The following is a 13096-nucleotide window of genomic DNA, read 5'->3' as shown; positions in this document are numbered from 1 at the left end:
TCGATCGAACTCTCCCTACAAAAATGCGATCGTAACTAATAAACCTCATCATGAGTCCCAATATCAATTAAATTAATTTCTTCTTCTAAGGTTTCTTGATTATGCTCAAAACAAAATACAATACGACAATCATATTCAACGTTACAAGCCTAAGCCCCTGATAATCTTCCTTTCAATTTGTGAGTGCGTAATATAGGATTATAAGGATTATCCGCTAGTAATTTTAATTTCAATTCTATTTTAGGCTTTAACTCTGGTTTTCTTTTAATAACAGTTTTAAAAGCTCGTTTAAAAGATGGGGTGAGGATTAATTTAGTCATTATTCAATTCAGCAATAATATCATCAACATCTCCTCGAAATACGTCTCCTTGTTGATAATCTTGACGGGCTTGAGTAATATTTCGAGCAATTTCTTCTCGTCTTTTCTCAATTTGTCTATGTCGAATAATATTGATTAAGTCATCTTGTTCATCCAGAGAAAGATAATCAATCATCTCTAAAATTTGACCAAACTGGATGGTTTGTGACATTGTAGTTTTTCCTCTTGACCATTAAAAACTAAGTTTATTATATATAAAATCAAAGCTCGATCGAACTCTACCCCAAAAACTCGATCCAACATCCTCCCATAAAAGTCGATTACCTCCAAAATACTATTCTTCAGGGATTTCTATTGTGGTATTTTCATGGATAACAATAATCCCCTCCAAATTAGCATCGGTTAACATACGAATCAGAAATAACTACAGACAATCTTTCTTTATAAATACAGAGAAAGTTCTCGGCATGAGTAGCCCCTAATTCTTGAATCTCTGGTGGAAAATCATTTAAAGAGACTGTCTCGCCTTTAATACCCAATTTCTTTGCACCTTTCATCGATCCAGCGTGTAGATAAACTATTTCAGGTTGCTTACCCAACCATGCTCCTAATCTTCGGGCAATGTCATAGGTTGTAAGAGAGCCAATACCGTCAGTATTTTTGCAAATGGACTCGATCCAACAATAAATATCGTGAAAGTCATTGAAACTGTCACATTTTCTGTTATGTCTCAAACAAACTTGAAGACCTTTGTCGAGTTTCTTTTCGCCAACCCGATACTGATGAGGGTGCATTTTCCCGTTGGCAAAACGAGACTTCCAAGCCGTTTCTATTGCTTTTTCCCAACTTAAAGTTTTGTCTCCCCACCATTGATCTTCCTGTTTGTAACAATCTCTATATTCATCCATATATTTATCGACTAAAAATTTTAGACTACTTTTATCCAGAGAACCTGTTTTGCTTTTACAGTTGTTGGGTGATTTCTTTGCAGTACAAATATAATCTTGCTTATTTACTCTATTCATTTTGATAATTTATGCACTATGTCGTTAATATTTATTCAAGGTGTTAAGCTACTAGCTGTAATTGTGACTGAATATGACTTTGAAATGCTGATATACCTCCTCTATGATTCCACGCCTCTTTAAAAGTAGGTAACTCTTCTAATTTCATTGTATTGCCACCCATAAACTTAAGAACTTCTGGAAAATCAAAAACTTTATCCGCTTTATAATTTTCCGAGGGAGATTCAATACTATCGATTTTCCAAACAATTTCCACAATACGATAGATGATAGGATTGCCTTTAAAATCTTCATATTCAGGTTGACGATTTAACACTTTCACTAAGTGGCTTACATAACCATGTTGTCTCAGTAAAATTAAATCATTTCTTACGGGTCGATCGGCATTAAAATAATCGGCGTTGTCTTGTTTGTCTTTCCATCCTAATTTGAATAGTTGTCCGACTCCATACTCCATATAAGCCCATGTAACATTACTAGGCCTAACATTTTTTGTCCATAAAAGACGTTCCAAATTAATCATGATATTAACATCTCCATTTTAGTTCTACTTACTTATACTATTCATTTTGAAGATTTATGCAGTTTGCCCTTAATATTTTTATTGATGAAGCCCCGAAGGGCTTAGTACGATGCCAAAGGCACGCTGTGCGATCGAACTTTATGGACGGCTACGGCGTTGGTTATAATTTTGATATTGGGCTTTTTTCCTCATGGATTTACTTTCACCCCTTTCTAAATCCACCAATAAATCATCCATTTCCGCCATTTGAGGTGCTATGAAATCAAACGCTACCCCAGAAGCCATCATTTCTTCTTTTGCCTCCTGTAAACGCTCTCTTGTACCCCGTATATCACCTCTATCAAGACTTCTTACCGCTTCTTCTTTTGCCCGTGAAGCCATTAACTGAGCAACTTTTGCCTTTACCTCCTCATTAAAAGGATAATTATTCAACTGAGCAGAGTTAACTACAGGCAACTGTAACTGATGATTAGATACTTTTCTTGACTGGGTTTCACTGTCATCATAGGCTAATCGGAATTTGATAAGAGGTGCTGATTCTGACATGGGAGGCACTTTTAACCGCAATACCACATCAACTTGATTTCCTGCCATGAGATTCGGTAATTTATAACGCCCATATTCGGTTTTTTCCAAATCATTAAACACATCCACCAATTCCACAGGAGAAAAAGATTTAATGCCTAAACTGACTTTTTGCCCAATGGTTGCCATAATCCCCTGTAACTCAGTATTGAAGATACTTGGTAACTGATCTGGATTTTGGATAAAGTAATAATTACCATCCCCAGATAAAGCCATTCCTTGCATCAAATCCTCATTAAAATCATCGCCAATGCCCATTGTCGTAGTGCTAACACCCCGTTTACTCAACCCATTAACGTCATTTCCAATCACATCAGGATTCGTTTCTCCCACATTTGCCAAGCCATCGGATAAGAGAATCACACGGTTTAAATGTTCGGGTTGCAGATATTTACTCACCTGAGTCGCCCCTTCTAACCAACCATCATACAACGCCGTCATATTGCGAGGAGTGATACTATTAATTCGATTAATGATATTCTGTTTGTCAGTGGCTTTTTGAGAGGGAATAATAACTTCTACTTGATCATCATAGATGGTAACACTGATTCTGTCCGACTCCGATAATTGTTGCACTGCATAGATAGCCGCTTGACGGGCATACTTAATTTTATCACCACCCATTGAGCCCGATCGATCGATTACCAACCCTAAATTAAGAGTCGGGCGTTGTCGATTAGTCGGGATTTCAGGCACAGTGATTCTCACAATCACATCGAGATTCGTTACGCTATCCGATGAAATAGCATCCCTTAAACAGATAAATTGCACTTGAGGCTTAACATTGCTCATAATTGTCTCATGAATGAAAAATTTACTTAGGTTTTGCTGTCGGGAGTCAAAAGGCGTCTAAAATCAAGAGATGAGACATAATACATTAACAAAAAAATCCGCAGTTTTAGCAATTTTAAGTAAAAAACTGGAGACGTCTCATCCGTTTATAAACTCAAATCTTAACGATGAAAATTATTAAAACTCTTGCTTATTGCCTACCCTCACGAAAAGACTTTTTCAGCACCGCTTACTGAAAATATTGCCGAAAAGTTGTATTAAAGACTCTCGCTCCTTGATACTATTGGGATAAATAAAATCATCACGAATATGTAATTCCAAGCCATCTAAAACCCTTAAACGAGTCCAATTTTCTTCCTTATCACCCATAGATGAAACCTGTGAACTGCGAGAGACATTACTATCCTGATCAAATCCCTCATTCAACGCAGACATACCCTCATTATCGTCATCACTTGATGCAGACATAGTATTCTTGTTCGGATTAGATGAGTTAAATTTATTTCGTTTTGTTTCTCCTGTCAGAGTTGAGGGTGATTGACTTCTTTTCCCTTTTAAATCAGCGAGAAAGTCTAAAGCGGAATTACTGCTAGAATCTTGGTTAGTTGGGATGGTTGAATTACTGCTAAACTTTTGACTTGTCTGAGTTAAGGAAGGATGAGCCGTAGTAATATGAATCTGAATACCTCCAATTAATAAACCTTTTAACTCCTCATTAGTTTTTGAAGTTAGTAAATCATTAATCGCCGTTGTACCGATACCATCACTTAATAAACGTTTGACCAATAATAACTGTAAAAGATGACGATAGGTATAAAAAGCATAACGATTTTGACGAATAGGCTCATCCATCAATTTTTGACTGGTGTAACTTCGTACTAAACGAATGTTAATTTCTTCTGTAACTTTGGTATTCCCTCTAATATCAGGAAGATAAAGGGGCAATAACCGATTTGCTACCTCCACAAATTCATCAATTGACCATTTTTTATTCTTGTTTTTTATTGTTTCTAAGTCCATAGCTTTACTATAACACTTACTTTTTAAAACGTCAATATCATTTTAATATGCAAAAAATGCCTTCCATCATCTTTCTAAGTAGAGTCTGCGGAATAACTCGAAAATCTTTCAAAATAAATTGATGAAACTCTTATTTGTTGGCTTTTTGCCTCTTGCTTATCATCAACACTAAATTTAGATGCCTCTGAGCTTATTTACTGAAATGTATGAGTTATTACTCTAAAGTTTTGATTAATTCGATAATCTACTACTGATCGATCGATTAAGATCGGGCTTTGTATAACAGCTAGAAAGGATTAAAGTGAGTATGTACAATTTTCATCAACAATCAAATGAGCCTCATGTGGTAATAGTTGGAGGAGGTTTTGCCGGTTTATATGCGGCTAAAGAGTTAGGAAATGCCCCTGTCAAGGTAACTCTCATAGATAAGCGCAATTTTCATCTTTTTCAACCTCTTTTGTATCAGGTGGCAACGGGTAGTTTATCTCCTGCGGAAATTTGTTCTCCTTTGCGATTAATTGTCGGTAGAAATAAGAACACTCATGTTATTTTAGATGAAGTTATCGATATTGAACCTGAGCTAAAACAGGTTATTATGCGTGAGGGTATCCTTGACTATGATTATCTTATTATTGGTACAGGAGTTAGTCATCACTATTTTGGTAATGATCATTGGGAAAATGATGCACCCGGATTAAAAAGTATCGAAAATGCCCTTGATATTCGTCGTAAAATCTTCCTTGCGTTTGAGGAAGCGGAAAAAGTGTCATCTCCCCAAGAAAAAGAGGAATGGTTAACTTTTGTGATTGTCGGTGGTGGCGCTACAGGCGTTGAATTAGCTGGTGCGATCGCCGAAATTGCCCATAGGATCATTAAAGACGATTTTAGGGAAATAGACACCACCAAGGCTAAAATTCTGCTGATTGAGGGAATGAATAGGATACTACCCCCTTATCCTGAAGATTTATCTCAAAAAGCTCAAGAATCTTTAGAAAAATTAGGGGTAACAGTTTTAACTAATCGCATGGTGACAAACATTGAGAAAAGTAGGGTAAATATTCGTCACGGTGAAAAAGAGGATGTGATTAAAGCAAGGACAATTTTATGGGCGGCGGGGGTAAAAGCCTCTAGTTTAGCAAATGCGATCGCCAAAAGAACTAATGCTCAAACCGATCGAGCTGGTAGAATTATAGTTGAGTCAGATTTAAGTATCAAAAATCATCCTGATATTTTCGTAGTTGGTGACTTAGCCAATTTCTCCCATCAAGATAATAAACCTCTCCCCGGTATTGCCCCCGTTGCGATGGCACAGGGTTTATATATGGCTAGATATGTCAAAGGAAAAATTAAAGGTGAAGTCATCCCACCTTTTGAATACAAAGACAAAGGCAGTTTAGCGGTAATTGGAGACAATCATGCCGTAGTAGATCTGGGATTTCTGAAATTATCAGGGTTTATAGCATGGATAGTTTGGGTATTTGCTCATATTTACTACTTAATTGAATTTGACAGTAAATTAGTTGTCATGGTTCAATGGGGTTGGAATTATCTTACTCGTGGTAGGGGTGCGAGATTAATTACAGGAGAAATCAGTGAGACAAGCCTAATGAATAAATCCTTTAATAATAAATATTATCCTTCATCCTCCCCAGAAACAGAAAAAGAAGCAGTCAAAGTTTAACAGAGAATGAGGAATTAGGTTTTCGGTGTTAATTGATCACCCCTTGTGCAACTTGATTACACAGCTAATAGCAAAAGTCGGCTAAAGCAACGATAAATAAAACCTACAACAGAAATCAATGAGAGTTTAAAATTCTCAATTTTCTGATGTTGCACGATCGAACAACTAGAATAAAATAGTAGGATATTATATCTTCTATGTTTGATGTATTTTCTTACTTTTCTAAAGACAAAACTAGATAAATTTTCACTTAATCTTACTCTCAAAGAAAAATTAGGATTCTCTTTTGGGGTGACGATTTTTTTTCTGTCTATTTTATTTAGTTTTATTGTTTCTGAATCTGTGAGAAATAAAGTAGAAGAAGATCAAGGCTTATTATTACAACAAATCAGCAGTGAATTAGTTAATACCTTCGATCGACTAATGCACCGTCGTTTTACTGATATTCGCAATATGTCTATATTATCAGAATTTCGTGAAGAAGGGCAATATAAAAATAATCGTCGTTTTTTGTTAGAAACATTACAGAAAAGTTATGAAGGTTATGCTTGGATAGGCTTTGCTGATACTGAGGGAAAAATAGAAGTTAGTACCCAAAGTATTTTACAAGGAGAAAATGTCAGTCAGCGTCCTTGGTTTACTGGTGGTTTAAAAGAAAGTTTTATCGGAGATGTGCATCTAGCTAAATTACTCGCCAACAAATTACCACCTCTTCCCAATGGTGAACCTTTAAGGTTTTTAGATATAGCACATCCAGTATATAACACCAAAGATGAATTAATCGGGGTTTTAGGAGCTCATCTTAGTTGGCAATGGATAGAAGATACCAGCAATACCCTAATGATAAATATTCCTAAAGATAAACGCATCGCAATTTTAATCCTTGATAAAAAAGGCAAAATTATCTTTGATTCGGAAGAAAAACTAGAAGGAGAAAATATTGATAATATTATTCCTGATATAAAATTAAATAAACCTATATCTTTATTTCAAAGAAAAAATTTTGAAGGAATAGAGTATTTAATCAGTCATCATCGAGATAAAGGTTATTTAACTTATACCGGATTGGGATGGCATATTCTTGTAAAACAACCCACTGCTATTGCTTTTAAACCTGCTGATGATTTGCAAAGAAAAATTTTAATTTGGGGATTAATATTGGCTACAATTTTTTCATGGATAGGATGGAAAATTGCACAACAAATGACTAAACCTTTACTGAATATTGCTTATGAAGCTGATCAAATTCGCAAAGGAAATCTCTCCGTATCTTTAGCAAATAATCTGACTAATAATTCTTTTTATCAAGGAAGAAATGAAATTCTTTTATTATCTTCTAGTTTATCAGATTTAGTTCATACTTTAATTAGTCAAGAAAATAAGCTAAAAAAAATTAATCAAGAATTAGAAGAAAAAATATTATCTCGAACAAAAGAATTAAATTTAGCCAAAGAATCTGCTGAAAAAGCTAATCAAGCTAAGAGTATTTTTTTATCAAATATGAGTCATGAATTACGGACTCCCTTAAATGCAATTTTAGGTTTTTCTCAACTTATGAAAGATGATAATAATTTAAGTTTAGAGAATAGAGATAATCTTAACATTATTATTCATAGTGGAGAACATTTATTATCCTTAATTAATGAAGTATTAGAATTATCAAAAATTGAAGCAGGACAAATTAATTTTAATCAAAGTGCATTTAATCTTCATGAATTACTATACTCTTTAAAATCTATGTTGCAAATAAAAGCGACAGAAAAAAAGATAGATTTGATTTTTAATATAGAAGATAATGTACCTTCATTTATTATTAGTGATGAGAGTAAACTTAGACAAATTTTATTGAACTTAATTAGTAATTCTCTTAAATTTACAAAAAGAGGAAGTATAACTCTTATGGCAAAGTTAGTTAAAGAAAATCAACTTTATTTTGCTGTAAAAGATACAGGTGTGGGAATGAAAACAGAAGAGTTAGCAAAACTTTTTACTCCTTTTTTTCAAACAGAATCTGGTATTAAATCAAAACAAGGTACAGGTTTAGGCTTATTAATTTCTCGTCAATTTGCCCAATTAATGGGAGGAGAAATGCAAGTAGAAAGTGAATTGAATCAAGGTACAATATTTCACTTTACTATTAATTTTATTCCTGTTTGTTCTTTGCACGATCGAAAAATTTTAGCTAGTCAAAAAATAGTTAGTTTAGCACCTAATACTCCTATTTATCGTATTTTAATAGTGGATGATCATGAGCCAAATCGTTTACTATTACGCAAATTATTAAAACCTTTAAATTTTGATATTAAAGAAGCCGTTAATGGTAGAGAAGCTGTCGAAGTGACAAACATTTGGCAACCTCATCTAATTTGGATGGATATAGGTATGCCGGAAATGGATGGTTATGAGGCGACAAAACTGATTCGTGAAACTTATCGCAACTCCCCTTATTGTCCTGTAATCATAGCATTAACTGCTCATGCTTTTATAGAACAAAAAGACGATATTTTATATTCTGGATGTGATGATATTGTGAGTAAACCCTTTGTGACGGCAATTATATTTGAGAAATTGCAAGAGTTTTTGTCTTTGGAATATATTTATGAATCAACCTCAGAAAATCCTGTTACCCTTTTAAATAAAACAGTTGAAAAGTTAACGGAAACAAAAAAAATGTCATCTCAAGAAATAAAAATTTTAGTGGCAGAAGATAACAGAGTCAACCAAAAATTAATTTTAAATTTCCTGAAAAAGTTAGGTTATTCAGCAGATATTGCTAACAATGGGAAAGAAGTTTTAAACTCGATCGAGATGAAACCCTATGATATTATTTTTATGGATGTAGAAATGCCCGAAATGGATGGTATCACTGCTACAAAAAAAGTTCATGAAATTCTACCATCAGAACACTTACCGATAATTATAGCCATGACTGCCCATGATGACGATGAGAATAAAAAAATTTGCCAAGATGTGGGCATGAAAGACTATTTACCCAAACCAATTAAGTTAGCAAAATTAGAGTCTATTTTGAACAACTTCTTAGATATTAGGAATAAAAATTAATCAACAAAAAAACAACGAGTCTTGATTCTAAAATACAGTAATAGTAATAGTAATAGAAATCAAATAAATTTGGAAATAGTTTAAGTTAATCTCTCCTACTATCTCCTATTAACTTAAATATTCTCTCTTTTACCACTAAATTTAGATACCTCTTAGGTTATTTTGCTTTTTCAGGATATAGACTAAAAATTCCTTCGGCACAAGGTTGACAAATTCCTCTTTCTGTGATTAATCCCGTAATCAATCTGGCAGGAGTCACATCAAAACCGTAGTTAGCGGCAGGGCTATTTTCCGGAGTCACCAATACCTCTTTAATTTCTCCATCATGCAATCCCTTAATATATTTAACCTCTCTTGCGTCTCGTTGTTCAATAGGTATTTGTTTTACTCCGTCACTTATTTCCCAATCAAAAGCTGAATAAGTTAATGCAACGTAAAAAGGGATATTATTATCTTTTGCCGCCACCGCTTTTAAATATGTACCTATTTTATTTGCTACATCTCCAGTATAAGTAGTTCGATCGCTACCTGTGATTACAAGATCGACTAAGCCATTCTGCATAAGATGTCCTCCTGCGTTATCAGGGATAATCGTATAGTTAACTCCTTGCTCTCCTAACTCCCAAGCCGTCAGAGTCGAACCTTGATTGCGAGGACGAGTTTCATCTACCCACACATGAACTTTAATACCTTTTCTATGGGCTTCATAAATAGGAGAAGTAGCGGTACCATTATCCACACAACCTAACCAACCAGCGTTACAGTGAGTGAGGATGTTAACGGTTTCTCCTTGCTTCTGTTGGCTTATCTGTTCAATTAGTGTAACCCCATGTTTTCCAATATTTTGACAAAAATTAACATCTTCTTCTGCAACTATATGAGCAATTTTTGCACTATTCTCCACTATGAGATTTATATTATCATTTAAAGTAACAATTTTTTCGAGTTGACGATTAACCGCCCATGCTAAATTTACAGCAGTAGGACGAGTGGCTTTTAATTTGTCTCCTGCCCACTGCATATACTCTTGAATATTGGTGATTTGATTTCTTTTCGCCTCTAAACTTGCAATGTACATTCCGTAAGCCGCCGATGCACCAATTACACCAGCACCACGAACGTGCATTTGCTCGATCGCAGTACAAACTTGCTCTAAAGTTGCTAAATCTTCAATAACGAATTGATGAGGTAAATAACGTTGATCAATGACTTGAACAATACTGCTATCATCGGGATGTAGCCAAATTGTGCGATAGGGTTTCCCATTAACTTTCATAGAAAATTACTAGACAAAAAAAACAGCATTTTCTAGTTTAATCAATTATTAATTATGTCGCCAAGAAGTTAAGATTTTAATAGCAGTTTTACACAAATAAGTTATATCTGAATATTTTAAATTTGGTAATTTAGGAAAAATTTATGTTGGATATTTATTTGTCAGATAATGGATTTAAAAGTGTTTTGCATTCTCCCCAAATATTTTATTCTCATATAACTAAATTAGCACAGACGATCGACTGTTTAGAAGGACTTTATTTACATGAATATCCCAATATTAAAAGATTAAAAGGAAGAAAACCCACAGTTTGGCGTTATCGTATTGGTGATTATCGCATTATTTTTACCGTTGGCTCCACAGAAAATCCTTATTTAATTATTCATCGTATCGCTTCAAGAGAAACTGTTTATCAAAATTTACCTAAATATTTTTCTCCCGAATTAAACACTCATTTAGAAGAATTAATTATTGACGATCAAAATCACGAAAATATTGAGGAAGATACTCAATTTCAAGACTTTGATCGATATTATAAACTATCTCCTTCTTTAATAGATAATCAAATTAAGTCTGAAACTATTATTGATTTTATTATAGAGGGAAAATATCGTTTTAACCCTTGCCTAAATTCTGAACAAAAACAGCTAATTAAAAATCTTAAAACTAAGGAATCTTTAGTATATCAAATTCAAGGTACTGCAGGAACAGGTAAAACTACTCTTGCTTTTTTTTTAGCAGATAAACTTATCACTGAAAATATTTTCCCCATAATTATTACTCCTAATAAATCATTAAAAAAATTTGGTTATCATTGTCTTAAATCTTTAAATCCAGATGCAATTATTTTAGATGACGAATTTCAAGAAAATTTAGAAAATCAAAATTATGATATAGCCTTATTCAGTCGTGATGAATTAATACAAAAACTTGCTGGAGAAAATTATCCTGCATTAACGGCTAGTCAGGGTTGTAAAATAATGCGAGAGTATTTGCAAAAACGACATCACGGTATTAATAACTATCATCATATTAATATCTATGGTATTTTACAATCATTTATTATTGGAGAAAGTCTTAGTTATCCTTTAACAGATAAAGATGCTTTAACTACTAATTATAAAAATATAATTGATTTTTTAAGAAAAATATGGAGACCAGAAAATGCTACTATTTTTGGTAGTAGAGATGCTTTTAGTTATAGTAATAAAGCGTTTAAAAATTTATTATCTAATATTCAATGGTTTCAATCATTAACTCAAAATAAACCTATTTTGTTAATCATTGATGAGGTACAAGATTTTTACTGGTTTCAACTCAAAATATTTCTTGATTTAGCTAATAATTATAATTTATCAGTCACTGTTATTATTTTAGGAGACGAAAATCAACGGGTTATTATTTCAGGATTTTCTTGGGCAAATTTTAGAACTATTTTTGCTCAAAATTTTCATCATCGTACATTACTTGAAGAAATTAAATTAAGCCAAAATTTTCGTAATACAAAACAAATTGCTTCTGTGGCAAAATATTTTTTAGAAGAAGCTTTTATTAAACAAATTCAACTTAATAATAGAAAACTACCTCCCATCGGGGATCCTTATAAATGTTATGATGAAGGTCTAAAACCAAAATTAATAAAAGTAAATATCTCTTGGTTGAAAAATTTGTTAAATTGTTTAGAACATCAAGACAACTCACAAGAAAAAATAGAAACATTTAATGAAATTGTCTTCTTAAAAAGAGACTTATTAACTTTTTCTGATCATGATTTAACTGAAAAAATTGTTGAATTAGAAAAAGCTGAAAAAATAATTATTTACTCAATTTCAGAAGCAAAAGGACAAGAATTTGAGGCTATAGTAATCTTATTTCCTTTTGAAATAAATAAAAATCAGTTAGGTTTTGATGACTTATTCCAATGGTACACAGCTATAACTCGTGCGCGTTATTATGAATCTATTTTAGTTACAGAAGAAGAATGGACTTGGTTACAAAATACGGCTGAAAATTCCTATAAGTTATCGATTTTATTCGATATTCAAGAAAATATAACTCCCGAAAGTTTTGCACAAGAATTAAAGGTTAATGGACAAAGTTTAATTACTCTCCAACAACGGCGACAAAAGTTTATTAGAAATCTTGTTAATAATGATATATATAAATGGTTAGAAACGGGATTTTTTCCTGATAATTTAAGACAAAAATGGCAACAATTTAAGTTAACTTGGTGGCAAGTGATTGAGGAAATTGTTTACACAATAGATGAGTTAACAGAAAGTCAAGATTTATTTTTAGATGCCATCAATTTTGATCATGTTATTCTATCTTTTAATAAAAGTAATTTTTTAGAAATAATTGTTTTATATTATGGTGCAAAATATATTTATTTTAAAACTGGTTTAGAAATGAAGCCTATTTTTAAAATACAAAGAGAAATAATCAAATTTTTACAACAAAGTCAAAATCAATCTTTAATTCAAATATTATTATCTTCTTTAGATGCAATTAAATTTACTGACTTAAAAGCTCTAATTTTAACCGCAAATAATTTATCATGGTCAGCAGTATTATTATTTTATCACGATCGAGCTTATAATCGGGGTTACGATCGAGATATAGAAATAGAAGAAATCGCCTTACAATTAGAAAAAAAAGGGTTAAACTATGAAGCAATGAGAATTAGAGTACAATTTTTGAAACAATCACCCTCACGAAAAATTCCTTTTGCAGACATTTTAACTGAAGAAGGAGAATTAGTAAAACTTTTATGTAAATCTTTTCTGAATAAATTACCTCAACTATAAGTGA

The 13096-nt window shown here is 32.8% G+C and carries 9 protein-coding genes and 1 pseudogene; 3 read left to right on the top strand and 7 right to left on the bottom strand.

Translation table 11 applies throughout. The features are described from left to right. Positions 1-35: 35 nt before the first annotated feature. From GM3709_RS19900 to GM3709_RS16095, 6 genes and pseudogenes are all read right to left on the bottom strand, one after another. A pseudogene (locus GM3709_RS19900) lies at positions 36-320 on the bottom strand (type II toxin-antitoxin system YafQ family toxin). After that, the gene (locus GM3709_RS16115; protein WP_066121182.1) at positions 313-531 is read right to left on the bottom strand and encodes a hypothetical protein; all 219 of its coding nucleotides are present in this window, start codon (positions 529-531) and stop codon (positions 313-315) included. The pseudogene GM3709_RS19900 and the gene GM3709_RS16115 overlap by 8 nt, the downstream one beginning before the upstream one ends. 181 nt (positions 532-712) lie before the next feature. Then, positions 713-1345: a hypothetical protein gene (locus GM3709_RS16110; RefSeq protein WP_066121180.1), complete on the bottom strand. Its 633-nt coding sequence runs from the start codon at positions 1343-1345 to the stop codon at positions 713-715. A 43-nt stretch (positions 1346-1388) separates the two neighbouring features. Next, a complete protein-coding gene (locus GM3709_RS16105) occupies positions 1389-1868 on the bottom strand; it encodes a hypothetical protein (RefSeq protein WP_231937582.1) in 480 nt (159 codons plus the stop codon). A gap of 138 nt (positions 1869-2006) precedes the next feature. Next, the gene (locus tag GM3709_RS16100) at positions 2007-3245 is read right to left on the bottom strand and encodes a VWA domain-containing protein (RefSeq protein ID WP_066121178.1); all 1239 of its coding nucleotides are present in this window, start codon (positions 3243-3245) and stop codon (positions 2007-2009) included. 219 nt (positions 3246-3464) lie between these two features. Next, entirely contained in the window at positions 3465-4265 is an 801-nt protein-coding gene (locus GM3709_RS16095) for a MerR family transcriptional regulator (RefSeq protein WP_066121176.1), read from the bottom strand. Positions 4266-4572: 307 nt separating this feature from the next. Here GM3709_RS16095 and GM3709_RS16090 point away from each other — a divergent pair, with 307 nt between their 5' ends. Together GM3709_RS16090 and GM3709_RS16085 are read left to right on the top strand one after the other, a co-directional pair. After that, on the top strand, positions 4573-5946 hold the full coding sequence (locus GM3709_RS16090) for an NAD(P)/FAD-dependent oxidoreductase (RefSeq protein WP_066121174.1): 1374 nt from the start codon (positions 4573-4575) through the stop codon (positions 5944-5946). A gap of 342 nt (positions 5947-6288) precedes the next feature. Then, entirely contained in the window at positions 6289-9009 is a 2721-nt protein-coding gene (locus GM3709_RS16085) for a hybrid sensor histidine kinase/response regulator (protein ID WP_158506759.1), read from the top strand. A gap of 157 nt (positions 9010-9166) precedes the next feature. Here GM3709_RS16085 and mtnA read toward each other — a convergent pair whose 3' ends face one another. Beyond that, positions 9167-10285 (bottom strand): S-methyl-5-thioribose-1-phosphate isomerase, encoded by a 1119-nt coding sequence (gene mtnA / locus GM3709_RS16080; protein ID WP_066121170.1) that lies wholly within the window; start codon positions 10283-10285, stop codon positions 9167-9169. 143 nt (positions 10286-10428) lie between these two features. Here mtnA and GM3709_RS16075 point away from each other — a divergent pair, with 143 nt between their 5' ends. Beyond that, the gene (locus GM3709_RS16075) at positions 10429-13092 is read left to right on the top strand and encodes a PhoH family protein (RefSeq protein WP_066121169.1); all 2664 of its coding nucleotides are present in this window, start codon (positions 10429-10431) and stop codon (positions 13090-13092) included. Positions 13093-13096: the final 4 nt, after the last annotated feature.

It is taken from the genome of Geminocystis sp. NIES-3709, assembly GCF_001548115.1.
Taxonomy (GTDB): domain Bacteria; phylum Cyanobacteriota; class Cyanobacteriia; order Cyanobacteriales; family Cyanobacteriaceae; genus Geminocystis.
Note: the sequence above shows the minus strand (reverse complement) of the source record. Positions and strands in the feature narration are given on the sequence as shown.

Bases quoted from the DNA above. Each gene is read 5' to 3' on its own strand.
- GM3709_RS16115 (WP_066121182.1), bottom strand. From the start codon at position 531: ATGTCACAAACCATCCAGTTTGGTCAAATTTTAGAGATGATTGATTAT.
- GM3709_RS16110 (WP_066121180.1), bottom strand. From the start codon at position 1,345: ATGAATAGAGTAAATAAGCAAGATTATATTTGTACTGCAAAGAAATCA.
- GM3709_RS16105 (WP_231937582.1), bottom strand. From the start codon at position 1,868: ATGATTAATTTGGAACGTCTTTTATGGACAAAAAATGTTAGGCCTAGT.
- GM3709_RS16100 (WP_066121178.1), bottom strand. From the start codon at position 3,245: ATGAGCAATGTTAAGCCTCAAGTGCAATTTATCTGTTTAAGGGATGCT.
- GM3709_RS16095 (WP_066121176.1), bottom strand. From the start codon at position 4,265: ATGGACTTAGAAACAATAAAAAACAAGAATAAAAAATGGTCAATTGAT.
- GM3709_RS16090 (WP_066121174.1), top strand. From the start codon at position 4,573: ATGTACAATTTTCATCAACAATCAAATGAGCCTCATGTGGTAATAGTT.
- mtnA (WP_066121170.1), bottom strand. From the start codon at position 10,285: ATGAAAGTTAATGGGAAACCCTATCGCACAATTTGGCTACATCCCGAT.
- GM3709_RS16075 (WP_066121169.1), top strand. From the start codon at position 10,429: ATGTTGGATATTTATTTGTCAGATAATGGATTTAAAAGTGTTTTGCAT.